This is a genomic window from Methylobacterium planeticum (assembly GCF_008806345.1).
GTDB classification, from domain to species: domain Bacteria; phylum Pseudomonadota; class Alphaproteobacteria; order Rhizobiales; family Beijerinckiaceae; genus Methylobacterium; species Methylobacterium planeticum.
This window is the reverse complement of record NZ_VZZJ01000022.1, coordinates 27,227-48,374: the sequence shown is the minus strand read 5'-3', so window position 1 is coordinate 48,374 and position 21,148 is coordinate 27,227. Positions and strand designations below refer to the sequence as shown.

The 21,148-nt window shown below is 72.0% G+C and carries 24 protein-coding genes; 14 read left to right on the top strand and 10 right to left on the bottom strand.

Features of this window, described 5'->3' with window-relative positions; genetic code table 11:
* Positions 1 to 56 precede the first annotated feature (56 nt).
* Complete coding sequence (locus tag F6X51_RS20870; RefSeq protein ID WP_150965608.1) at positions 57 to 266, top strand: hypothetical protein; 210 nt, start codon at positions 57 to 59, stop codon at positions 264 to 266.
* Positions 267 to 320: 54 nt separating this feature from the next.
* Here F6X51_RS20870 and F6X51_RS20865 read toward each other — a convergent pair whose 3' ends face one another.
* Positions 321 to 578 carry a hypothetical protein gene (locus F6X51_RS20865; RefSeq protein WP_246696924.1) on the bottom strand — a complete coding sequence of 86 codons (258 nt, stop codon included), beginning with the start codon at positions 576 to 578 and terminating at the stop codon, positions 321 to 323.
* Between the two features lie 364 nt (positions 579 to 942).
* Here F6X51_RS20865 and pstS point away from each other — a divergent pair, with 364 nt between their 5' ends.
* The 6 genes from pstS (at position 943) to phoB (ending at position 6,439) form a co-directional block, all read left to right on the top strand.
* Positions 943 to 1,983, top strand: coding sequence for a phosphate ABC transporter substrate-binding protein PstS (pstS, locus tag F6X51_RS20860; RefSeq protein ID WP_150965606.1), 1,041 nt, complete (start codon positions 943 to 945; stop codon positions 1,981 to 1,983).
* Positions 1,984 to 2,181: 198 nt separating this feature from the next.
* Positions 2,182 to 3,156 (top strand): phosphate ABC transporter permease subunit PstC, encoded by a 975-nt coding sequence (gene pstC / locus F6X51_RS20855; protein ID WP_150965605.1) that lies wholly within the window; start codon positions 2,182 to 2,184, stop codon positions 3,154 to 3,156.
* A 10-nt stretch (positions 3,157 to 3,166) separates the two neighbouring features.
* A complete protein-coding gene (gene pstA / locus F6X51_RS20850; protein WP_150965604.1) occupies positions 3,167 to 4,057 on the top strand; it encodes a phosphate ABC transporter permease PstA in 891 nt (296 codons plus the stop codon).
* Between the two features lie 40 nt (positions 4,058 to 4,097).
* Complete coding sequence (pstB, locus tag F6X51_RS20845) at positions 4,098 to 4,916, top strand: phosphate ABC transporter ATP-binding protein PstB (protein WP_150965603.1); 819 nt, start codon at positions 4,098 to 4,100, stop codon at positions 4,914 to 4,916.
* A 67-nt stretch (positions 4,917 to 4,983) separates the two neighbouring features.
* A complete protein-coding gene (gene phoU, locus F6X51_RS20840) occupies positions 4,984 to 5,697 on the top strand; it encodes a phosphate signaling complex protein PhoU (protein WP_150965602.1) in 714 nt (237 codons plus the stop codon).
* A gap of 40 nt (positions 5,698 to 5,737) precedes the next feature.
* The gene (gene phoB / locus F6X51_RS20835) at positions 5,738 to 6,439 is read left to right on the top strand and encodes a phosphate regulon transcriptional regulator PhoB (RefSeq protein ID WP_150965601.1); all 702 of its coding nucleotides are present in this window, start codon (positions 5,738 to 5,740) and stop codon (positions 6,437 to 6,439) included.
* A 181-nt stretch (positions 6,440 to 6,620) separates the two neighbouring features.
* On the opposite strand, the gene F6X51_RS20830 is transcribed toward phoB, so the two are convergent.
* Positions 6,621 to 7,163 carry a GcrA family cell cycle regulator gene (locus tag F6X51_RS20830; RefSeq protein WP_150965600.1) on the bottom strand — a complete coding sequence of 181 codons (543 nt, stop codon included), beginning with the start codon at positions 7,161 to 7,163 and terminating at the stop codon, positions 6,621 to 6,623.
* 423 nt (positions 7,164 to 7,586) lie between these two features.
* Between F6X51_RS20830 and F6X51_RS20825 the strand changes: the two genes are divergently transcribed.
* Positions 7,587 to 8,771 carry a patatin-like phospholipase family protein gene (locus tag F6X51_RS20825; RefSeq protein ID WP_150965599.1) on the top strand — a complete coding sequence of 395 codons (1,185 nt, stop codon included), beginning with the start codon at positions 7,587 to 7,589 and terminating at the stop codon, positions 8,769 to 8,771.
* 115 nt (positions 8,772 to 8,886) lie between these two features.
* Here the strand turns inward: F6X51_RS20825 and F6X51_RS20820 are convergent, their stop codons facing one another.
* The 7 genes from F6X51_RS20820 to F6X51_RS20790 form a co-directional block, all read right to left on the bottom strand.
* A complete protein-coding gene (locus F6X51_RS20820; RefSeq protein ID WP_150965598.1) occupies positions 8,887 to 9,015 on the bottom strand; it encodes a TFIIS helical bundle-like domain containing protein in 129 nt (42 codons plus the stop codon).
* Positions 9,016 to 9,135: 120 nt separating this feature from the next.
* Positions 9,136 to 10,617 carry a flavin-containing monooxygenase gene (locus F6X51_RS20815; protein ID WP_150965597.1) on the bottom strand — a complete coding sequence of 494 codons (1,482 nt, stop codon included), beginning with the start codon at positions 10,615 to 10,617 and terminating at the stop codon, positions 9,136 to 9,138.
* A 3-nt stretch (positions 10,618 to 10,620) separates the two neighbouring features.
* The gene (locus tag F6X51_RS20810) at positions 10,621 to 11,532 is read right to left on the bottom strand and encodes an alpha/beta hydrolase (RefSeq protein ID WP_150965596.1); all 912 of its coding nucleotides are present in this window, start codon (positions 11,530 to 11,532) and stop codon (positions 10,621 to 10,623) included.
* Positions 11,529 to 12,368, bottom strand: coding sequence for an SDR family NAD(P)-dependent oxidoreductase (locus F6X51_RS20805; RefSeq protein ID WP_150965595.1), 840 nt, complete (start codon positions 12,366 to 12,368; stop codon positions 11,529 to 11,531). Before F6X51_RS20805 ends, F6X51_RS20810 begins: the two co-directional genes overlap by 4 nt.
* A gap of 87 nt (positions 12,369 to 12,455) precedes the next feature.
* Positions 12,456 to 12,803, bottom strand: coding sequence for a DUF3325 domain-containing protein (locus tag F6X51_RS20800; RefSeq protein ID WP_150965594.1), 348 nt, complete (start codon positions 12,801 to 12,803; stop codon positions 12,456 to 12,458).
* Positions 12,804 to 12,828: 25 nt separating this feature from the next.
* Positions 12,829 to 14,424: a PepSY-associated TM helix domain-containing protein gene (locus tag F6X51_RS20795; protein ID WP_150965593.1), complete on the bottom strand. Its 1,596-nt coding sequence runs from the start codon at positions 14,422 to 14,424 to the stop codon at positions 12,829 to 12,831.
* Between the two features lie 13 nt (positions 14,425 to 14,437).
* Complete coding sequence (locus F6X51_RS20790; RefSeq protein ID WP_150965632.1) at positions 14,438 to 14,740, bottom strand: iron transporter; 303 nt, start codon at positions 14,738 to 14,740, stop codon at positions 14,438 to 14,440.
* Between the two features lie 500 nt (positions 14,741 to 15,240).
* Between F6X51_RS20790 and minC (F6X51_RS20785) the strand changes: the two genes are divergently transcribed.
* From minC (F6X51_RS20785) to minE, 4 genes are all read left to right on the top strand, one after another.
* Complete coding sequence (minC, locus tag F6X51_RS20785; RefSeq protein WP_150965592.1) at positions 15,241 to 15,948, top strand: septum site-determining protein MinC; 708 nt, start codon at positions 15,241 to 15,243, stop codon at positions 15,946 to 15,948.
* 494 nt (positions 15,949 to 16,442) lie between these two features.
* On the top strand, positions 16,443 to 17,051 hold the full coding sequence (gene minC, locus F6X51_RS20780; RefSeq protein ID WP_407658657.1) for a septum site-determining protein MinC: 609 nt from the start codon (positions 16,443 to 16,445) through the stop codon (positions 17,049 to 17,051).
* Positions 17,052 to 17,064: 13 nt separating this feature from the next.
* Entirely contained in the window at positions 17,065 to 17,880 is an 816-nt protein-coding gene (gene minD, locus F6X51_RS20775) for a septum site-determining protein MinD (RefSeq protein ID WP_150965590.1), read from the top strand.
* Positions 17,877 to 18,203, top strand: coding sequence for a cell division topological specificity factor MinE (gene minE / locus F6X51_RS20770; RefSeq protein WP_150965589.1), 327 nt, complete (start codon positions 17,877 to 17,879; stop codon positions 18,201 to 18,203). The genes minD and minE overlap by 4 nt, the downstream gene beginning before the upstream one ends.
* Before the next feature lie 15 nt (positions 18,204 to 18,218).
* Here minE and F6X51_RS20765 read toward each other — a convergent pair whose 3' ends face one another.
* Positions 18,219 to 19,622 carry a cytochrome P450 gene (locus tag F6X51_RS20765; RefSeq protein WP_150965588.1) on the bottom strand — a complete coding sequence of 468 codons (1,404 nt, stop codon included), beginning with the start codon at positions 19,620 to 19,622 and terminating at the stop codon, positions 18,219 to 18,221.
* A 124-nt stretch (positions 19,623 to 19,746) separates the two neighbouring features.
* Between F6X51_RS20765 and F6X51_RS20760 the strand changes: the two genes are divergently transcribed.
* Positions 19,747 to 20,088: a DUF167 family protein gene (locus F6X51_RS20760; RefSeq protein WP_150965587.1), complete on the top strand. Its 342-nt coding sequence runs from the start codon at positions 19,747 to 19,749 to the stop codon at positions 20,086 to 20,088.
* Positions 20,089 to 20,178: 90 nt separating this feature from the next.
* Positions 20,179 to 21,144: a class I SAM-dependent methyltransferase gene (locus F6X51_RS20755; protein ID WP_150965586.1), complete on the top strand. Its 966-nt coding sequence runs from the start codon at positions 20,179 to 20,181 to the stop codon at positions 21,142 to 21,144.
* Positions 21,145 to 21,148 lie beyond the last annotated feature (4 nt).

The window sequence follows — 21,148 nt, the reverse complement described above, 5'->3', positions numbered from 1 at the left end:
ATCAAGCGGGCCGTCGCGATGCGCGGGGCCGGTGATCAGGTCTCGGGGGGGAGACGATGGCTCAGTTGTCCGGCAAGTCCGAGGCCTCCGCGCCCGAACAGGGCGGACCGGTGCCCGTGCTCAGCGTCGACACGCAGTACCGCCTCGGCCATGCCCTGCGCTCGGTCTACGAGGGCAGCGTCGAGAACCAGCCGATCCCCGACGCGCAGATCGACCTGCTCCTGCGGCTGCGCCACAAGGAGCGCGACCGCCGCCGCGCCGGCTGAGGGCGCCCGCGCCCCGTCGGGGCGCCACGCACCGGCCATGCGCCCGCCGGCCGCCTACCAGCGCCGGGCGCCGGGCTGGCGCTTGTACTCCGCGGCGCGGATCCGGGTCATCAGGCGGTCCAGGGTCAGGAGAAGCTCGCGCTCCTCCACATGGGCCCGCTCGACTTCGTCCGCATTCGCACCGAAGCGCTGGCGGACCTGCGCCAGCGCGAGGCTCCGCTCGATCGTTTCCCGCTCGGCATGCAACGCCAGGTAGGCGGCTTCCTCGGGATCCGCCGTGCCGAGCGGCCCGGCCTGCGGTTCGTTGCTCACGGTGCGCATCGTCCTCTACCCGGCCAGCGCGGCCGCGGGGCCGGCCGCCGAACTTCCGGATCCTGCAAGGAACGCGCGAGCACGGGAAACCGTGCCATGGCGCGTCGCCTCGCGTCGCCTCGCCTCGCGTCGGGCCGGCCGGTCCAGGGGCCGGCGCCGGATCGCGGGAACCTCCGGGGTGGGACTGCGCAGGCGTCCCGGCCGGCCGCCGCTGTCATCGCTCTGTCATGGCGCCGTCATAGAGCCGCACCGTCGAGGCGTTAAGGCGTGCGGCAGCCGGATGTCGGCGGGTCGGTGCAGGCCCCGGGCCGGTCCTCATGGGTGCCGCGCCGGACTCTGCGCCCGACAGCTAACGGAGACGCATGTGAAACCCTTTACCTACGCGCTCGCCCTGGGCCTCGCGACGGCCCAGATCGCCTTCCCGGCGCTCGCCGGCGACATCACGGGCGCCGGGGCGACCTTCCCGTTCCCGGTCTATTCCAAGTGGGCCGAGGCCTACCGCAAGGACACCGGCACCGGGCTCAACTACCAGTCGATCGGCTCCGGCGGCGGCATCAAGCAGATCCAGGCCAAGACCGTCGATTTCGGCGCCACCGACGCGCCCCTCAAGGGCCCGGCCCTCGAGAAGGACGGCCTCGTCCAGTTCCCGACCGTGATGGGCGGCGTCGTCACCGTGGTGAACATCGCCGGCGTCGAGCCGGGCAAGCTGAAGCTGACGGGCGAGCTCGTCGCCGACATCTATGCCGGCAAGATCACCAAGTGGTCCGATCCGAAGATCGCTGCCCTCAACCAGGGCGTGAAGCTTCCCGACGCGACCATCACGCCGGTCTACCGCTCGGACGCCTCGGGCACCACGAACATCTTCACCACCTACCTCTCCCAGGTCTCCGAGCCCTGGAAGAAGGAGTTCGGCGCCGCCACCACGGTGAGCTGGCCGGCCGGTCAGGGCGGCAAGGGCAACGAGGGCGTGACCGCCACCGTCAAGCAGGTCCCGAACGCGATCGGCTACGTCGAATCGGCCTACGCCAAGCAGAACAAGCTCAGCCACACGCTGATCCAGAACAAGGCCGGCAAGTACCCGCAGCCGGACGACAAGGCGTTCCAGGCCGCCGCCGCGAGCGCCGACTGGAAGAGCGCCCCGGGCTTCGGCATCTCGCTGACGAACCAGGCCGGCGACGAGGCCTGGCCGATCACCGCCGCGACCTTCATCCTCGTCCACAAGGATGCGGCCGATCCGGCGAAGTCCGCCGACGTGCTCAAGTTCTTCGACTGGGCCTACAAGAACGGCGACAAGCTCGCCGCCGACCTCGACTACGTGCCGCTCCCCGACAACGTCGTCGGCCTGATCCACGAGGAGTGGAAGCAGGTGAAGGGCAAGGACGGCAAGCCCGTCCTGAACATGTGATCCGGGTCGCGTCGACCTGAGCCCCGAACCCCCGAGGCCGCACCGCAACGCGGCCTCCCGAAACCGACCACCCGGCCGCTTCGGCCGGGTGCGCGGGCCGGGCGCCGCCACGGCGGGCCCGCCCCTCGGGCAAACCGGTCCCTGCTCGCGTCGAGCCCCGCCGCGCGCTAACACGCCACCCGGTGAAGAGAATCGCGGATGACCGCCTTGACTGAACAGATCGCGCTCGCGCGCACGGAATCGCGACTGCGCAAGGGGCCGAGCCCGGGCCTCGACGCCCTGTTCCGGGGGGCCGCCTTCGGATCGGCGCTCCTCGTCCTCCTCGTGCTCGTCGGCATCCTGATCTCGGTCTTCTACGGGGGCTGGCCGGCCTTCCGCGAGTTCGGCTTCGGCTTCCTGACCTCGAGCGCCTGGAACATCGGCACCGAGCAGTACGGGGCGCTGGTGGCCATCATCGGCACCCTCGCCTCGGCGCTCCTCGCCCTGATGATCGGCGTGCCGCTCTCCCTCGGCATCGCCGTCTACCTGACGCAGCTCTGCCCCGGCTGGGCCCGCAAGCCCGTCGGCATGACGATCGAGCTCCTCGCCTCGGTCCCGAGCATCATCTACGGCATGTGGGGCCTGTTCATCTTCGCGCCGCTCTTCGCGCGCTTCGTGCAGGTGCCGGTCTCGAACCTCGTCGAGGGCCTGCCGATCGTCGGCACGCTGCTCTACGCCCGGGTCCCCTCCGGCGTCGGCATCCTCACGGCGGGCATCATCCTGGCCATCATGATCGTGCCCTTCGTGGCCTCGATCACCCGCGACATGCTCGACCAGATCCCGACCATGCTGCGCGAGAGCGCCTACGGCATCGGCTGCACCACCTGGGAGGTGGTCCGCCACGTCCTCGTGCCCCAGGCCTCGGTCTCGATCATCGGCGCGATCATGCTCGGCCTCGGCCGGGCCCTCGGCGAGACCATGGCGGTCACCTTCGTGATCGGCAACGCCAACCGGCTCTCGAGCTCGATCTTCGACCCCGGTTCCACCATCGCCTCGCGCATCGCCAACGAGTTCAACGAGGCCGACGGCATGCAGCTCAACGCCCTGATGGCGCTCGGCTGCATCCTGTTCCTGATCACCTTCGTCGTCCTCATCATCGCCCGCCTGCTCGTGCGCCGCGTCAAGGTCGCCTGAGGATCTCCCGATGGATGCCACCAACCCCCTCAGCGACGTCCGGGCCGCGGCCCCGATCCGCGTGCGCTCCGGACGGCGCATCGCCGACCGGGTGCTCCGCGTCTCCTGCCTCGTCGCCACCCTGATCGGCGCCGTGGTGCTCGGCTCGATCCTCCTGATGCTGATCCTCGAGGGCGTGAAGGGCTTCTCGCCCGGCCTCTTCGTCGAGCCGACGCCGGGGCCCGGCTCGGACGGCGGCGGCATCGCCAACGCGATCCTGGGCAGCCTCGTCCTCACCCTGATCGGCATCGTGGTGGCGACGCCCATCGGGGTGATGGCCGGGACCTACCTGGCGGAGTACGGCCGCACCTCGAAGCTCGCCGACCTGATCCGCTTCCTCAACGACATCCTGCTCTCGGCGCCCTCGATCCTGATCGGACTGTTCGTCTACACCCTGATGGTGCGGCCGATGGGGACCTATTCGGGCTGGGCCGGGGGCGTGGCGCTCGCCATCATCGCGACCCCCGTGATCGTGCGCACCACCGAGGACATGCTGCGCCTCGTGCCGGGGTCCCTGCGCGAGGCCGGCGCGGCCCTCGGCGCGCCGCCCTCCCGGGTGATCCTGAGCGTGACCTGGCGGGCGGCCTCGGCCGGCATCGTGACCGGCATCATCCTGGCGCTGGCCCGCATCGCCGGCGAGACCGCGCCGCTCCTGTTCACGGCCCTCAACAACAATTCCTGGTTCAGCCCCACCCTGATGGGCGGCGTCGCGAACCTGCCGGTGATGATCTACCAGTTCGCCCTCTCGCCCTACCCGAACTGGCAGAGCCTCGCCTGGTCCGGCGCGCTCCTCATCACCGTCACGATCCTGGCCCTCTCGGTCGTGGCCCGCCTCGTGATCAAGAACCCCAAAGCCCGTTGAGCCCGAACCGGCTCCCGCCCGCTTCCCGAAGGACACCGCGATGAACGCCGCTCCCGCGATCACCACCGCCCAGCTCAGCGGGCGCAGCCAGGCCGACGAGACCGCACCGGTGCGGATCGCCGTGAAGAACCTCAACTTCTACTACGGGACCTTCCACGGCCTGAAGAGCATCAACCTCGACTTCCGCGACCGCCAGGTCACGGCGCTGATCGGGCCCTCGGGCTGCGGGAAGTCGACCCTGCTGCGCACCTTCAACCGCATCTACAGCCTCTATCCCGAGCAGCGCGCCGAGGGCGAGATCCTGCTCGACGGCCGCAACATCCTCGACCAGAAGGTCGACCTGAACGACTTGCGCGCCCGCGTCGGCATGGTGTTCCAGAAGCCGACGCCCTTCCCGATGTCGATCTACGACAACGTCGCGTTCGGCTTGCGCCTCTACGAGAAGCTGCCGAAGGCCGAGCTCGACCTGCGCGTCGAGGAATCGCTGCGCAAGGCGGCCCTCTGGGACGAGGTCAAGGACAAGCTCAAGCAATCCGGCATGGGCCTCTCGGGGGGGCAGCAGCAGCGCCTCTGCATCGCCCGCACCGTGGCGCAGCGCCCGGAGGTGATCCTGTTCGACGAGCCCACCTCGGCGCTCGACCCGATCTCCACGGGCCGGATCGAGGAGCTGATCGAGCAGCTGCGCAACGAGTTCACGATCGCCATCGTGACCCACAACATGCAGCAGGCGGCCCGCATCTCGCAGTTCACCGCCTTCATGTATCTGGGCGAGCTCGTGGAGTTCGGGCCCACCAACCGCATCTTCATGAACCCCGAGAAGCGCCAGACCCAGGATTACATCACCGGCCGCTTCGGCTGAGGCGCCGCCGGGGCTCTCCTCCCTTCACCACGATCCCGGCCCGCGGGCCGATCGAGGACCAGCGATCATGTCCGAACACATCGTCTCCTCCTACGACAACGATCTCGAGGACCTGCGCCGCTCGATCTCCGAGATGGGAGGCGTGGCCGAGAAGATGATGACCGACGCGAGCGACGCGCTGGTGCGCCGGGATACGGTGCTGGCGCAGAACGTCATCGTGGCCGACAAGCGCCTCGACGCGCTCCAGCGCGAGATCGAGGAGCGTGCGGTGCTGCTGATCGCGCGCCGCCAGCCGCTGGCCATCGACCTGCGCGAGACGGTCTCGGCGATCCGCGTCTCGGGCGACCTCGAGCGCATCGGCGACCTTGCCAAGAACATCGCCAAGCGCGTGGTGGCGATCAGCGACCAGGCCCAGCCACAGAAGATCGTGCTCGGCGTGCAGCACATGAGCGACCTCGTCCAGGAGCAGCTCAAGGACGTGCTCGACGCCTACGGGGCCCAGGACACCGTCGCCGCCCACGACGTCTGGGAGCGCGACGGCGCCATCGACGCCCTCTACAACTCGCTGTTCCGCGAGCTCCTGACCTACATGATGGAGGATCCGCGCAACATCTCGTTCTGCACGCACCTCCTGTTCTGCGCCAAGAACGTCGAGCGCATCGGCGACCACACCACCAACATCGCCGAGACGATCCACTACCTCGCCACCGGCGAGACCCTGACCGCCGAGCGCCCGAAGAACGACGCCTCGAACTACGCCACGATCAGCCCACAGGCCTGAGACCCGAACCGAGACGGCCGCGGCGGACCACCACGTGAGCATGAGCACCCGAATCCTGATCGTCGAGGACGAGGAGGCGCTGACCCTCCTGCTCCGCTACAACCTCGAAGCCGAGGGCTACGCCGTCGATTCCGCCGCGCGGGGCGACGAGGCCGACCTTCGCCTGCAGGAACAGCTTCCCGACCTCATCCTGCTCGACTGGATGCTGCCCGGCCTGTCCGGGATCGAGCTCTGCCGCCGCATCCGGGCGCGACGCGAGACCGAGCGCCTGCCGATCATCATGCTGACCGCCCGGGGCGAGGAGGGCGACCGCATCCGCGGCCTCGGCACGGGGGCGGACGACTACATCGTCAAGCCGTTCTCGGTGCCGGAGCTGCTCGCCCGGGTGCGGGCGCTCCTGCGCCGGGCCAAGCCCGCGCACGTGGCCAACCTCCTGGTCGCCGGCGACATCGAGCTCGACCGGGTCAGCCACCGCATCCGCCGATCGGGGCGCGAGATCCATCTCGGACCGACCGAGTTCAAGCTCCTCGAGTTCCTGATGCAGAGCCCCGGCCGGGTCTTCTCCCGCGAGCAGCTCCTCGACGGCGTCTGGGGCCACGACGTCTACATCGACGAGCGCACGGTCGACGTGCATGTCGGGCGCCTGCGCAAGGCGATCAACCGGCCGCGCCAGTCGGACCCGATCCGCACCGTGCGCGGCTCCGGCTACTCCTTCGACGAGATGTTCGCGAGCGCCGCCTAGGGCCTCGCCCGGCCGGGCAGGGACCGCCCCGGCCCGAGCGCGCGCGCCATCCCTCCGACCTCCGGCGCCCGTCGCGGCGGCGGCCCGGACGATGCGCTCCTCCGAACACCGAAAGGGCCGGTTCCGCCGCGGCGGAACCGGCCCTTTCGGTCCCGATCGCGAGGCCGCGCGGGTCAGCCGGTCAGCGGAAGCCCGCGACGCGGCGGTCGCGCTTGCGCTCGGCCGCCGGCTGGTAGGCGATCTGGGCGTGGTGGGTGCAGTAGGGCAGCCCCGTGATGGAGCGGCCGCCGCAGAAGCGGAATTCCGGCGTGGTCGGATCGCCCATCGGCCAGCGGCACATCGATTCGCGAAGGTCCATGATCGTCACGCGCTCCGAGACCGCGAGCGGCACGGTATCGACGGCGGCGGCGGGCGGTGCCGGCGGGAAATCGGGAGCCGGGCGGTGCGAGGTGATCGCGATCGGCTCGGGCGCCTCGGCGGCGATCTCGGCGGCCGTGGCGGGCTCGGCCTCAGCCTCGCGCGCGGAGCGCTTGCGGGCCACGACGGGGGCGCCGGCCAGGGGCTTCACCCGGCCTGCCAGACCGAGGCGGTGAACCTTGCCGATGACGGCGTTGCGGGTGACGCCGCCGAGCTGCGCAGCGATCTTGCTGGCGCTCTGGCCGTCTTCCCACAGGCGGCGCAGCAGATCGACGCGCTCGTCCGTCCAGCTCAGGCCTGCTTCCATCGTCGCCCCCTCCGAACGCTGCGATCACCGCTTCTGCCCCCGGCAGGATCGGCGCGGAACCGGGCGCGCGAGGCGCACCGCAGACCGCGCGCGTGACGCGTCGGTGCAGGGCCTGCCGGTGCGAGATCCGTCGGTATGCGCCACTGGTGATGGCCGCCACGGGTGACCCCGCAGGCGACGGGGCGAGCCTACAAGAGGCCTCGTGGACGATGCAAGAGTCGACGATCGGACTTGGCCGTACGGGTGGGTGTTTCCACCGTCAAAGGCCCCGGCCGCGCCGTCGCGGGGCGTCGCGGCCGGATTGTGTGGCCCGTCTGCATCAGCACGATCGCGAACGTGTCAATTGCTCAGCTTCGATCGGAACGCTAGAATGGCCAAGCTCGTTCGGTTGAGGGGTCGAAGGCTGAGCGCTGGAACATCGTGATGTCACGTCGATTTGGATGGTCGCGCGGCGTGCTCGCGCTCGGGCTGGCGGGGCACCTGGCGGCCTGCTCCTCGGTGCCGCGCATTCCCTACACGGCCGAGCAGGGCGCCTTCGCGACGGTGCCCGGGATCCCGGCCGCCCGCGCCTTCGCGGATGCCTCGACCGAGACCTTCTCGGAGATGGCCGGCCGGCCTGAGGCGCGGCGCCAGGCCTTCACCTACCTCGCCCTGTCCGGCGGCGGCGGGGACGGGGCCTACGGGGCCGGCGTCCTCAACGGCTGGACCGCCTCGGGCACCCGGCCGGAATTCTCCCTCGTCTCGGGCGTCAGCACGGGCGCGCTGATCGCCCCCTTCGCCTTCCTGGGTCCGGCCTACGATGCCTACCTGACCGAGTTCTACACCAGCGGCGTCGCCGAGACGCTGGTGCAGTCGCCGAGCCTGACGAACGTGCTGTTCGGGTCCGGGCTGTTCGGCGACGGGCGCCTGCGCGACCTGATCGGGCGCTACGTCACGGCGGACCTGCTCGCCGCGGTCGCGGCCGAACACGCCAAGGGGCGCCGCCTCCTCGTCGTGACGACGAACCTCGATTCGCAGCGCGCCGTCATCTGGAACATGGGCGCCATCGCGTCGAGCGGCGCGCCGAACGCGGTCGACCTGTTCCGCGACGTGCTCACGGCCTCGGCCAGCATCCCGGCCGTGTTCCCGCCCCAGCTCATCGACGTGCAGGCGGGCAACGCCGCGTTCCAGGAACTGCACGTGGACGGCTCCGTGGTGACGCCGGTCTTCACCCTGCCCCAGTCGTTCCTGCTGCGCGACGGACGCCTGCGCACCAACGGGCGGGCCAACATCTACGTGGTGATCAACGGGCGGCTCGAGCCGGAATTCGACGTCACCCGGAACAACACCCTGTCGATCGTCGAGCGCTCCTTCACCACGGGCAGCCGCGCCCGCAGCCGGGCGGCGCTCGCCACCACCTACGCGTTCACCCGCGCCAACCGGATCGGGTTCAATCTCACCTATATCGACGAGCGCGCGCCGACGGCCTCGGCCGCGCGCGGGTTCGACACCGGCTACATGCGCCAGCTCTACCAGTCGGGCTACGACAAGGCCCGGACGGGGGCCTTCTGGGAGCATACGGTGCCGGCGGCGCCCCTGGTGAAGACGATCACGGCCGCCGCGCAATAGACCGGCCCGGGGCCGGCCCGCACCCGGCAGCGCGGGGGCTGCCGGGCCGCGGATGCGCAAGAGGTCCGCCCGAGAGTTATGCGCGAGAGTCCCGCGCGGGAGTTCTGCCCAAGGGCTACTTGCGCAGGAGCTTGGTGACGATCCGGCCGACCAGGTTGCTGGAATCCGCATTGCGGTCGTCGCGGACCGTGGGGCGATCCTCGTTGCCGAGGATCTTCGTGACGATGCGTCCGATCAGGCTCATGGGTCATCCTCGTGCTGGGCAGGCTGCCCGAATGGCGCAGCTTTGCCAGGATAACGGGCGGGCGGCGAACCCTGTTCCGCCCCGCCCGGGCCGGCGGCCGATTCCCGGGTGCCGGCGCCCTCAGGACACCCGGTAATCCGAGAGGCGCGCCCGCCGCGCCCCGCGGCGATAGGCCAGCACGGAGCCCGGCCAGAGCGCGGTGTTGCGGCCCTTGTCGTCCTGGTACCAGCTGGTGCAGCCGCCCGTCTGCCAGATGCTGTCGGCCAGCCGCGCCTGCACGTCGGCGAGGAAGCGGGCCTGGGCCTCCGGCTTCACGTCGAAGACCCGCACGCCCGTATTCCGCATCGCCCTGAGGCAGGAGAGGGCGTGCTCCACCTGCGCCTCGATCATCAGGATCATCGAGTTGTGGCCGAGCCCGGTATTCGGCCCCATCAGCAGGAACAGGTTCGGGAAGCCCGAGACCGAGATGCCCTGGAACGCCCCCATGCCGTCGCGCCAGGCCTGCCGCAGGGTCAGGCCGCCGCGCCCGACGACGTGGAGCGTCCGGAAGCTCCCCGTCAGGTCGAAGCCGGTCGCGTAGACGAGGACGTCGAGGTCGCGCGTCGCGCCATCCTCCAGGACGACGCCGGAGGGGGTGATGCGGGCGATGCGCCCGGTCTCCAGGCTGACATTCGGGCGCATCAGCGTCGGGTAGAAATCGTCCGAGATCAGCACCCGCTTGCAGCCGAGCCGATAGCGCGGCGTGAGCTTCGCCCGGAGGTCCTTGTCGGGCACGGCCTTGGCGAGGTGGCGGCGGGCCAGCCCCTCGGCCTGCCCGGTCAGCCGCGAGACCTTGGTGAAGCCGAGGAAGGCCCGGATCTCGTGGATCCAGAACAGCCACAGGCGGAACAGCCGCCGGGCGAGGGGAAGCCCGCGGTAGGAGCGCTTCGCCCGCTCGGTGATGGGGCGGTCGTGCTTGGGCATGATCCAGGCCGGCGTGCGCTGGAACAGGGTGAGGTGGGCGGCCCCGGGCGCGATCTCGGGCACGAACTGGATCGCGCTCGCGCCCGTGCCGATCACCCCGATGCGCTTGCCCCTGAGGTCGCGGGCATGGTCCCAGCCGGCCGAGTGGAAGGCGGGGCCGGCGAAGCTCTCGCGGCCGGGGATGTCCGGCAGGGCCGGGTGGTGCAGGCCGCCCATCCCGGAGACGATCGCCCGCGCCCGGACCGGGCCGCGGCTGGTCTCGACCCGCCACAGGGCCTCGGCCTCGTCCCAGGTGGCGGCGGTGACGGCGGTGCGCAGATGCAGGTGGGGCAGGAGGCCCTGGTCGCGCGCGGTGTCCCGCAGGTAGGCGGCGATCTCGGGCTGCTGCGGGTAGAGGCGCGACCAATCGTGCTTGGGCACGTAGGAGAGCGAGTAGAGGTGGGAGGGGATGTCGCAGGCCGCCCCCGGATAGGTGTTCTCGTGCCAGGTGCCGCCGATGCCGTCGCCCTTCTCGACGATGGCGAAGGGCGCGATGCCGGCCTGACGGCAGCGGATGCCCATGGCGAGTCCCGAGAAGCCGGATCCGACGATCAGGACGGCGAGGGGGCCCTCGGGGAGCGGCGCGTCGGAAACGCTCATGACTCAGGTCCTCGTCGGGACGGGCTGCGGCGTCGCGGGCGCGGCGTGGGCCTTCAGGAAGGCCACCGCCCCGTCGAGGGAGCGGCGCGCCTCCGGCAGGAAGCCGTGGGCGAATTGCCAGACATGCGGCACCACCGGGAACACCGTGAGATCGGCCGGCACGCCCGCCGCCCGCGCCCGCTCGGCGAGGCGGGTCGCGTCGTCGCGCAGCAATTCCCGCTCGCCGACATGGAGCAGGAGCGGCGGCAGGCCGCGAAGGTCCGCGTAGAGCGGCGAGGCGAGGGGTTGCGCGGGATCGGCGCCCGCGAGGTAGTTGGGCAGGAGCTGGGCGAGGCCCTCGGGGTCGAACATCGCGTCGCGGGCCGCATTGGCGGTGTGCGAGGCGCCGGCCCCCAGGAAATCCGTCGCGGGCGAGAACAGGGCGGCGGCCCGCGGCAGGGGGAGACCCGCCTCGCGGGCGCTGAGCATCAGCGCGAGGGCGAGGTTGCCGCCGGCCGAATCCCCCGCGAGGACCGCCGGCCCCTCCGCCGCGAAGGCGCGCCAGACCGCCACCGCGTCCTCGATCGCGGCCGGGAAGGGGTGCTCGGGCGCGAGGCGATAATTCGGCGCGAAGACCGCGAAGCCGCGCTGGGCGAAGTAGCCGGTGACGGGGCGGTGGGTGCGGGCCGAGCAGGCGATGAAGCCGCCCCCGTGCAGGTAGAGGAGGCGCGGCCTCCCCGCGGCCCCCTCGCGATGGATCCACTCGCCAGCGATGCCGCCGACCGAGCCGGGCTCGTAGGCGACGCCGCCGGGGTCCGGGAAGGCCGGCGTCTCCAGGGTCCGCCGCACCCGCTCGACGTCGAGCATCCGGCCGAGGCGGGCGCGCACGTTCCGCTTCACCAGCCAGGCATAGGCGTGGGCGCGCAAGCTCGTCATCGCGGCCCCGACCGCCTCTGTCCCGTGAGGCGCGCCAGCGGCGCCCAGTACCCGACGGGCATCAGGCGCTGCAGGAACGCGACCTGCCTGGCATCCCGCCCGACCATGACCCGGGGCGCCCGGCGCTCGATCCCCCGCAGGATCTCGGCGGCGGCGGCGTCCGGGCTGAGGCGCAGGAAGCGCTCGAAGGCGATCCGGGCCTCCTCGGCGCTCGCCGGATCGAGGCCGCGGGGGTGGCGCGCGTTGCGGGCGATGCCCGTCGCGACGCCGCCCGGATGCACCAGGGTGACGCCGAGGGCGGTGCCGGCATATTCGTGCCGCAGCGCCTCGCTGAAGCCCCGCACCGCGAACTTGCTGGCCGCGTAGGCGGTCTGGCCCGGCGGCGCGATCAGGCCGTAGAGGCTCGAGACGTTGACGATCTGGGCCATGGGCGCCCGGGTCAGGAGCGGCAGGAAGGCGTGGGTCATCCGCACCACCGCGCGGAAGTTCACGTCCATCAGCCACTCGAAATCGGCGAGGTCCGTGTCTTCGAAGCGCCCGCCGAGGGCCACGCCCGCGTTGTTGACGAGAAGGTCGAGGCGGCCGAACCGGGCCTCGATCTCGGCGGGGAGCGCCTCGATCGCCCCGGGATCCGCGAGGTCGAGGACGTGGCCGCTCGCGCTGCCGCCGAGATCCGCCACGGCCCGCAGGGTGGCCGCCAGCCCGTCCGCGTCGCGGTCGACCAGGGCGAGCGCCGTGCCCCTCGCGGCGAGCGCGCGGGCCAAGGCCGCGCCGATGCCGCTGCCCGCGCCGGTGACGAGCCCGACGACGCCCCGCAGCGCGAATGCCTGCCGCACACCGAACCCTCCCGGCAGCCCCCGGGTCCGACTATGCCCCCGAAGGCCCGGCGGCGCCATCCGGCCGGTCCGCGGCGAAACGGGCCCTCAGCCGCGCAGCGCGAAGGGCAGCGCGATCAGCGCCAGCGGCAGGGCCGCCAGCGCGGCCGGCCGGAGCCAGCCCGGGCGGTAGGAGAGCAGGGCCACCACGAGGAGGCTCGCGCCGGTGAGCGCGCCGATCCACTGGACCGGCCCGAAATTCCAGCCCTCCAGGGCGACGGAGGCGGCGAGCGACAGCAGGATCCCGGCCCAGCCCGCGACCCGCAGGCCGCGGGCCCGGGCCTTTGGGGGGCGGCTGAGGAAGGCGTCGCGGTGATGCCGGTCGAGGCTGAGGGCGAGCGCCGCCAGGCCGGCGAAGCTCAGGGCGAAATTGAGGGCGAGGACGATGGGGGTCATGCGCGCGGGTTCGCTCGTCGGGGGATCAGGCGCGGCGCCGGGCCGGCGCCGGCGCGGCGCTCCGCGCCTGCGGCGTGCCCGCGGCCCGCTGCGCCGGGCGCCCGGCCGGCACCGCCGGCTCGGCCCGGCGCGGTGGCCGGGTGCGCCCGGCCTCCGAGGCCGCGAAGGCGAGGAGCAGGCCGGTCGCCAGCATGGCGGCGTCGAAGCCGAGGAAGCGCGCCGCCCCGTCGAAGGCCTGCGCGCCGGTGGTGAGGGCGCTGACCACCGGGATCGCGAGGAACAGGAGGCTCGCGAGCCCGAGGGCCTCCCGCCACGCCCTGAGATGGGGGCGCAGGAGAGCCGCGAGGGCGATCGCCGCCCAGGCGCCGAAGAAGATCCGCACCTCGAGATCGGCCCGCCCGGCGACGCCCACGGGCAGGAGGCGGTTCGCCAGGAAGTAGGCCGCGAGCCCGACCGGCAGCCCCGCCACCGCCCCGACATTGAGGGCGCGCACGAGGCGGAAGCCGAGGCCCGGGCGCTCGCCCGCCTTCGGCAGCCGCGCCACGCTCCACAGGATGAGGCCCGACGCGATGGCGGCGGCCCCCATCAGGCCGCAGAGGAAGAACAGGGCGCGCAGGGCCGGCCCGGCGAAATGGGCCTCGTGCAGGCCGACGAAGGCCGCGGAGATCCGGGTCGCGGGGCGCACCAATCCGGTAGTGCCGAGCTCGGCGCCCGTGGCGCCGTCGAAGGCGATCTGCGGGTGCAGGTGGGCGAGGCCCTTTGGCTCCTCGAAGATCGTCACGATCGTGGCCGCGGCATCGCCCGGATTGTAGACCGCCACGTGCTCCAGGGGCTCGGAGACGCGGGCCTGCGCCGTCGCGACGAGGGGCGCCAGCGAGACGATGCTGCCCGGCTTGCCGACGGGCAGCCGGACCTCCGGCGAGAGCCCGGCCTCGACGAAGAAGCGGGTCTCGTCGCCCTTGAAGGCCGCGGTGATGCCCCAGGGCACGTACATCGGCGCCAGGGTGACGATGCCCGTATAGGCGATCATCAGGTGGAACGGCAGGGCGAGGACGCCCGTGACGTTGTGGGCGTCGAGCCAGCCGCGCTGGAGGGACTTGCGCCGCCGGAAGGTGAAGAAGTCCGCGAAGATGCGCCGGTGCGTGACGATCCCCGAGACCAGCGCCACCAGCAGGACCATGGCGCAGAGGCCGACGATCCAGCGTCCCCAGAGGGGCGGCATGTTGAGCTCGAAATGGAAGCGGTAGAGGAAGTCGCCCCCCTGCGTGTCGCGCGCCGGCGACGGCGCCCCCGTGCGCGGGTCGAGCAGGGCGTGCTGGAGCGGGGAGACGAGGTCGTTCCACCAGTACAGCTCGGTCACCGGCTTGTCGGGCTGCGGCAGGCCGATGAACCAGCCCTGCGCGGCGGGCGCCTTGGCCCTCAGGTAATCGGCCGCGAGATCCGCCGCCCGGCCGGCGTCGATCGGCGCCCCCGTCTGGAGCTCGGGCCGCATCCACTCGGAGATCTCGGCGCGGTAATAGCTGGCGGCTCCGGTGACGAACACGGCGAACAGCACCCAGCCGACCACGAGGCCCGACCAGGTGTGCAGCCACGCCATCGATTGGCGGAAACCCTGTCTCATGCGGGTGCGATCCTCAAGCGAAGCCGTTGACGAGCCAGAGGCCGCCCCCGAGGAGGAGGCCCACGGCGCCGAGCCCGAGGGCCGCGCGCGCGAGGGAGCGCGCCGCGAAGACGTAGACGACGGCGCCCACCATGATGGCGAAGCTCGCGAGGGTCGCGACCGTCACCGCCTCGGAGCGGACCAGCGGCAGCGTCAGCGAGAGCAGCGCCGTGCAGAGGGCGGCCACGCCGTAGCCCCCGAGGGCCGCCAGCACCACGCGGCCCGCCACCGCCGCCCTGTAGGACAGGCCGCTGCGGGGGATGCCCGTGCGGCTCATGGCCGCCTCGGCCTTGTCCGCCTCGGCCTTGCCCGTGCCGTTCGGGCCCGTGCCGGCCGCACTTCTCTCCGTCATGCCTCGCTCGCCGTGTTTTCCGCTCATGCGCCGCATGTTACCCGTGCATGGTACCCGTGGTTGTGCGGCGCGCGGGCGACCACCGGACGGTTCGGGCGGCCCGCGCGGGGCCGGTCCCCCGCCGGATCACCCGCTCCGCCATGCCGGAGCGTTGAGAGCAGGATCTTCCCGGGGCAGTAGCAAGCGGAAGCTTGCCGCCGCAACGCCTATGTTTCGGAATCATTCCAAGTTATTCTGGAATGAGGATATTCGATTGGTCGTCGTCAGACGTGGCGCGGATGGAACCGCCCCGCGAAACGTGTTGACGACGGTGCCGCGGCAGCCGCCCGCGCGCTGAAGCCGGGTTAGACTCCGGGCTCGCGCGGGGCGGGTCCGCCCCTCATCGCACGCGGGCGCGCCCGCAGATTCGAACGTGAAGCCATCCCGTGACCCAGACAGCGCCCCGTCCCCCGATCCGTTTCCGTGGCCGCTCCTTCATGGCGATGGTGCTCGCGCCGGCGCTGCCGGTCGCCGACTGGCTCGCCGACCTCGACGCGCTGGCGCGGCGCTCGCCGGCCTTTTTCTCCGGCCGCCCCGTGATCCTCGACGTCTCGGGCCTCAGCCTCGAGCGGGACGATCTCGTGGGCCTCGTGTCCGATCTCGGCGCCCGGGACATCGCGATCCTCGGCATCGAGGGGGCCGGACCCACCTTCCTCGGGCCCGGCCTGCCGCCGCCGCTTTCGGGCGGGCGTCCGGCGGGCGACATCGCCGAGCCCGAGCCCGGCGCGGCGGCACCGCCGCCGGTCGAGGCGCCGCCGGCGCCCGTGCGCTCGCTGATCCTCGACAATCCGGTGCGCTCGGGCCAGACCATCCTGCATCTCGAGGGCGACATCACCGTGATGGGCTCGGTGGCGTCGGGCTCGGAGGTGATCGCCGGGGGCTCGATCCACGTCTACGGAACCCTGCGCGGGCGGGCGATCGCGGGGGCGGCGGGCAATCCGCAGGCGCGCATCTACTGTCGCAGGTTCGAGCCGGAACTCATCGCCATCGACGGGCTCTACCGCACCGCCGACGATCTCGGCCCCGGGCAGCGGGGACAGGCCGTCGAGGTCCGTCTCGTGGCGGACGCCATCAAGGTCACCTCCCTCGATTAAGGTGGCGCGGAGCCGCGTTTCGCCGGCCACGGCCGTCGGGTCTCGGAATGGCACGGAAATGCGCGACAGGATCCGGTGATCTTCCGGTGCGCAGCCAAGACGTGGCGCGCGACGGCGCCGGAAACGCTGCGTTCTCCTCAAGTCCGCGGGAGGGTCAGGACCCCCGAGGCAGGGACGTATTCCAGTGTACATTGCGTCCGCGCCCGCCCGGCCGATGCTTTCCGACGTTGGCACGGAAGATCAACTTGGGCCGGGTCCCATCCTCATCGTCCGATTGCGGAGGTGCCGGGCTTGCCAACTTCGCTCGACGCGGCTCCGATCGCGAAAGTTGCGCGCGTTTAACGAAGGGGCGGAATTCTTAACCGTTCGGTAACCATATCGACCGTCAATGGTCCGGTAAGGAATCGTTCACCGCCGTGACCAGCCAAGCACCTCCCCGCCGACCCCTCCCGCTCCGCGGCCGCGCCTTCAAGGCCCTGTCGCTCACGCCCGAGATGCCGCTGGCCGACTGGCTTGCCGATCTCGACGCGACGCTGAAGCGCTCCCCGACCCTGTTCGAGGGGCGCGCCCTGATCCTCGACGTCGCCGCGCTCAAGCCCGGCCGGGACGCGCTCGCGGCCCTCCTGGCCGATCTCGGCCAGCGCCGCATCCGCGTCCTCGGCGTCGAGGGCGCGGAACCCACCATCATGGGCGAGGCGCTGCCGCCGCTCCTGCTGAACGGGCATCCCGTCACCACGGTCGAGATCCCTCAGGTTCCGCCGGAGCCCGAGCCCCTGACCTCGCTGACCATCGATGGCGCGGTCCGCTCCGGGCAGTCGATCGTCCACCCGAGCGGCGACGTCACCGTGATGGGCTCGGTCTCCTCGGGGGCCGAGATCCTGGCGGGCGGCTCCATCCACGTCTACGGCGCGCTGCGCGGGAGGGCCATCGCCGGCGCCGCCCGCAACCCGCGGGCCCGAATCTACTGCCGCAAGTTCGAGCCGGAACTGCTCGGTATCGATCGCTTCGTCCGCACGGCCGAGGAGATGGGTCCGAGCCTGCGCGGGAAGGCCGCGCAGATCTGGCTCGATGGCGGTGCAATCAAAATGGCAAGCTTGGATTAAGGGAGTAGCGAGAATGTCAAAGGTTCTCGTCGTGACATCGGGCAAGGGCGGTGTCGGCAAGACCACCACCACGGCGGCGCTGGGCGCCGCCATCGCGCAGAGCGGATCGAGCGTCTGCGTCGTCGACTTCGACGTCGGCCTGCGCAACCTCGACCTCGTCATGGGGGCCGAGCGCCGCGTCGTCTACGACCTCATCAACGTGGTCAACGGCGACGCCAAGCTCGCCCAGGCGCTCATCCGCGACAAGCGCCTCGACAAGCTCTCCCTGCTGCCCGCCTCGCAGACCCGGGACAAGGACGCGCTGACCGACGCGGGCGTCGCCCGGGTGATGGACGAGCTGCGCCAGAAGTTCGACTGGGTGATCTGCGACTCGCCCGCCGGCATCGAGCGCGGCGCGACGCTCGCCATGCGCCACGCGGACGTGGCCGTGGTGGTGACGAACCCCGAGGTCTCCTCAGTGCGCGATTCCGATCGGATCATCGGGCTCCTCGATTCCAAGACCATCAGGGCCGAGAAGGGCGAGACCCTCGACAAGCACCTCATCCTCACCCGCTACGACCCCAACCGGGCCGACCGCGGCGACATGCTCAAGGTCGAGGACGTGCTCGAGATCCTCTCGATCCCCCTGCTCGCCATCATCCCCGAGAGCGAAGAGGTGCTGCGCGCCTCGAATGTCGGCTGCCCGGTGACCCTGAACAACCCGCTCTCGGCGCCGGCCCGGGCCTACGCGGACGCGGTGCGCCGCCTCCAGGGCGAGATGGTCCCGATGAGCGTGCCCAGCGACCGCAAGTCCTTCCTCGGCAAGTTCTTCACAAGGAGGGCAGCATGAGCCTTCTCAACATCTTCTCCCGGCGCGGGTCCGCGCCGGTGGCGCGGGAGCGCCTCCAGCTCATCATCGCCCACGAGCGGGCCGACAACGGCCGCTCCGACCTCGTGGTGACGCTGCGCGAGGAGATCCTCGCGGTCATCGCCAAGCACGTCGCGATCGAGCCCGACAAGGTGCAGATCAAGGTGGAGCGCGGCGAGGGCGTCTCGACCCTGGGTCTCGACATCGAGCTGCCCCTGCCGGTCGCCGCGCGGCTGACGGGAGGCCGGACCGAGTCGATCGCCAAGGAGTCGATGGCGAAGGAAAAGCAGGCCGTCGCGGCCTGACGCCCGCGGCGGTCGCTACGGCCGCCGCCGGTGCAGGGTGAAGGCCGGTGCGTGGTCCGGCTGCGTCGTCACCACGGCGGCCGGCAGGATGGCCGTGCCCGCGGGCAGGGAGATCCGGAAGCGCGCCACCAGCCGGGCGAGCGCCAGCGTCGCCTCGGTCAGGGCGAAATGCGCCCCGATGCAGACCCGCGGACCCGCCCCGAACGGCAGGTAGGCGAAGCGCGGCACCGCCGGTGCGCCGGTGAGGAAGCGCGACGGATCGAACGCGTCCGGATCAACCCACAGGCGCCGGTGCCGGTGCAGCACCCAGGGTGAGATCACGACGACATCGCCCTTGGCGACCGCGTGTCCCCCGACCCGATCGGCCGCGCGCGCCGCGCGCACGATCACGAAGGCCGGCGGATAGAGCCGCAGGGTCTCGTCGACGACCGCGCGGGTGATCGGCAGGCGCTCCTCCAGGGCGACGCCCCGGTCGAGATCCGCGCCGGCCGCCTCCTCGGCGACCTGCTCCTGGATCTCGGGGGCCAGCGCCAGGAGATAGCTCGCCCAGAGCAGCGCCACCGCCGTCGTCTCGTGGCCGGCCATGATCATGGTGGCGACCTGATCGCGCAACTGCGCCTGCGGGAAGCCCTCGCCGGTCTCCGGGTCGCGGGCGGCGGCGAGGAGATCGAGGAGGTCGCGGGTCTCCCGCCCGGCCGCCGGCTCGGCGTCCCGCGCCGCGATGATCCCGTCGAGGAACGGAAGCCATCTCCGCCGGAAGCGGGCACGGGCGAAATCCAGGGGCGCGGGCAGGCCGAGCGGCAGCAGCATGTCGAGGAGATGCGGCCGCGCCAGACGGTCGCCGTACTCCGTCACGAGGTCGCGCAGGGCCGGCCCGTGGCGCGCCATCCCGACCGAGAACATGGTGCGGCCGGCGATCTCCAGGGCGAGGCCGTGCAGCGCCGGGAACAGGTCCACGGGGCCGCGGGCGGCGGCCGGCTCGAGATCCATCAGGGCCGCGTCGACCGCGGCCGCGATGTGGGGCACGAGCTCCTCCACCGCCTTCGGGGTGAAGGCCGGGGCGAGCGCCCGGCGCTGGCGGCGCCAGTTCTGCCCCTCACTGATCAGCAGGCCGTCGCCGAGGACGGGGCGCAGGATCCGCACCGAGGCCGAGGTGCGGGCGTAGTTGGCCTCGTTGTCGATGAGGACGTGGCGGACCGCGTCCGGATCGCTGAGGGTGAAGCTGTGCCGCCCGAGGATGCGCCGCCGCACCACCGGCTCCGCATAGGCGCGCCGCGACCAGCCTCCGATGCCGTTGGTGCGCAGGGCTGCGAGGTAGGCGAGGAGCGGCGGGTCCCGGTCCGGCGGCTCGCGCAGGGGCGGCACGAGGCGTGGGGCGCGGAGGAGGGGGTCGCGAAGGCGTGCCTCTGACGAGTCCATCGTGGCTCCCCCGTCGCCGATCCGACGCGCGGGTTGATGGCGCAGGCGCGGCCGGGTGTAAACACGGGCGGGACGCGGCGCTTTCCCGCGTGCCATCCGCCCCTGATCCGCCCCGCCCGTCCCGATGCCGAGCGATCCGACCCCCTACAGCATCGACCCGGAGGGCCTGCGCCTCGCGGTCCGGCTCACGCCGCGCGGCGGTCGCGACGCGGTCGAGGGCGTGATCGCCGGGGCGGACGGGCGGCCGGTGCTCGCGCTGCGGGTGGCCGCGGCACCGGTCGACGGCGAGGCCAACGCCGCCCTGATCGCCTTCCTGGCCAAGGCCCTGAAGCTCCGCAAGCGCGACGTCGCGATCCTGTCCGGCGAGACCGGACGCCTGAAGATCCTGCGGCTCTCCGGCGACGGCGCCGTGCTCGCCGGGCGGCTGGCCGCCTGGATCGGCGCGGCGATGCCGGGCCCGGCCTGACGCTTCGTCCAGTGGGCGCGGCCGGCACGGGGCTCGCCGGGGGCTTCCGGCCGTTGTGGCGCGCCCGCATCCGTGGCAACGGAAGCACCGATGACGGGCGCGGGGCACAATTTGGTCGAGGGGGCACCGCCGTGCCCGATCACCGGGGCGCCGGCGGCGCGCCTCGTGCAATGGGTCTCCGCGCGCCTGCTGACGGACCTGTGGCGCTACAGCGGCGGCGTCGACGTGAGCGGCCTGCTGATGCCGGCCCGGCGCTTCGGCCTCTGGGAATCGCCGACGGGCCTGATCTTCTTCGATCCGATGATCGCCGGGGACGAGCCGTTCTACCGCACCTTCTACGGACGGATCGCCGCGCACGACAAGCTCGCGGGCGCGCGCACGCACCGCCTCGAGTTCCTGGCGGCGGCCGGGCATGTCCCGGCGGGCGGGCGCGTCCTCGATGTCGGCTGCGGCCATGGCGGGTTCCGGGCCTACGTGCCCGGCGCCCCCTACACGGGCCTCGATCCGAACTTCGCCGCGGAGGATCCGACCGGGACGATCCTGGCCGAGACCGTCCAGGCGCATGCGGACCGGGTCGGGCCGATCTACGATGTCGTCTGCGCCTTCCAGGTGATCGAGCACGTGGCCGACCCGCTGGGCTTTGCCCGCGCCATGGCGGCCTGCGTCAAGCCCGGGGGCACGCTCCTCGTCGGGACGCCGCTCTGGCCCTCGCCCAACACGACGATCCCGAACTTCATCATGAACGCGCCGCCGCATCACCTGACCTGGTGGACCCCCGGCGCCCTGGAGGTGCTCGCCCGCACCCTCGGCTTCACCCCCGAGCGCGTCCACGCCATCGGCATGGACCGGCACGATTCGATCATCCACTGGATGGCGAGGGCGACGCCCGTCCGCTGCCGCGACCGCTACTTCAAGCCGGCCAAGAGCTGGTACGCGGCGCTGGCCCTCTCCTACGGCGCGGCCCTCGTGCTGAACCGCGTGCTGCCGCTGCCGCCGCGGACGCGTCCCAACACCCTCCTGCTCGCCGCCCGCAAGGACGGCGCCGGGCCGGCCTGAGCCG

Excerpts from the sequence above, each read along its gene's own strand:
- F6X51_RS20870 (WP_150965608.1), top strand. The coding sequence starts at position 57 with ATGGCTCAGTTGTCCGGCAAGTCCGAGGCCTCCGCGCCCGAACAGGGC.
- pstC (WP_150965605.1), top strand. The coding sequence starts at position 2,182 with ATGACCGCCTTGACTGAACAGATCGCGCTCGCGCGCACGGAATCGCGA.
- pstA (WP_150965604.1), top strand. The coding sequence starts at position 3,167 with ATGGATGCCACCAACCCCCTCAGCGACGTCCGGGCCGCGGCCCCGATC.
- pstB (WP_150965603.1), top strand. The coding sequence starts at position 4,098 with ATGAACGCCGCTCCCGCGATCACCACCGCCCAGCTCAGCGGGCGCAGC.
- phoU (WP_150965602.1), top strand. The coding sequence starts at position 4,984 with ATGTCCGAACACATCGTCTCCTCCTACGACAACGATCTCGAGGACCTG.
- phoB (WP_150965601.1), top strand. The coding sequence starts at position 5,738 with ATGAGCACCCGAATCCTGATCGTCGAGGACGAGGAGGCGCTGACCCTC.
- F6X51_RS20830 (WP_150965600.1), bottom strand. The coding sequence starts at position 7,163 with ATGGAAGCAGGCCTGAGCTGGACGGACGAGCGCGTCGATCTGCTGCGC.
- F6X51_RS20825 (WP_150965599.1), top strand. The coding sequence starts at position 7,587 with ATGTCACGTCGATTTGGATGGTCGCGCGGCGTGCTCGCGCTCGGGCTG.
- F6X51_RS20820 (WP_150965598.1), bottom strand. The coding sequence starts at position 9,015 with ATGAGCCTGATCGGACGCATCGTCACGAAGATCCTCGGCAACGAGGAT.
- F6X51_RS20815 (WP_150965597.1), bottom strand. The coding sequence starts at position 10,617 with ATGAGCGTTTCCGACGCGCCGCTCCCCGAGGGCCCCCTCGCCGTCCTG.
- F6X51_RS20810 (WP_150965596.1), bottom strand. The coding sequence starts at position 11,532 with ATGACGAGCTTGCGCGCCCACGCCTATGCCTGGCTGGTGAAGCGGAAC.
- F6X51_RS20800 (WP_150965594.1), bottom strand. The coding sequence starts at position 12,803 with ATGACCCCCATCGTCCTCGCCCTCAATTTCGCCCTGAGCTTCGCCGGC.
- F6X51_RS20795 (WP_150965593.1), bottom strand. The coding sequence starts at position 14,424 with ATGAGACAGGGTTTCCGCCAATCGATGGCGTGGCTGCACACCTGGTCG.
- F6X51_RS20790 (WP_150965632.1), bottom strand. The coding sequence starts at position 14,740 with ATGAGCCGCACGGGCATCCCCCGCAGCGGCCTGTCCTACAGGGCGGCG.
- minC (WP_407658657.1), top strand. The coding sequence starts at position 16,443 with ATGCCGCTGGCCGACTGGCTTGCCGATCTCGACGCGACGCTGAAGCGC.
- minD (WP_150965590.1), top strand. The coding sequence starts at position 17,065 with ATGTCAAAGGTTCTCGTCGTGACATCGGGCAAGGGCGGTGTCGGCAAG.
- minE (WP_150965589.1), top strand. The coding sequence starts at position 17,877 with ATGAGCCTTCTCAACATCTTCTCCCGGCGCGGGTCCGCGCCGGTGGCG.
- F6X51_RS20765 (WP_150965588.1), bottom strand. The coding sequence starts at position 19,622 with ATGGACTCGTCAGAGGCACGCCTTCGCGACCCCCTCCTCCGCGCCCCA.
- F6X51_RS20760 (WP_150965587.1), top strand. The coding sequence starts at position 19,747 with ATGCCGAGCGATCCGACCCCCTACAGCATCGACCCGGAGGGCCTGCGC.
- F6X51_RS20755 (WP_150965586.1), top strand. The coding sequence starts at position 20,179 with ATGACGGGCGCGGGGCACAATTTGGTCGAGGGGGCACCGCCGTGCCCG.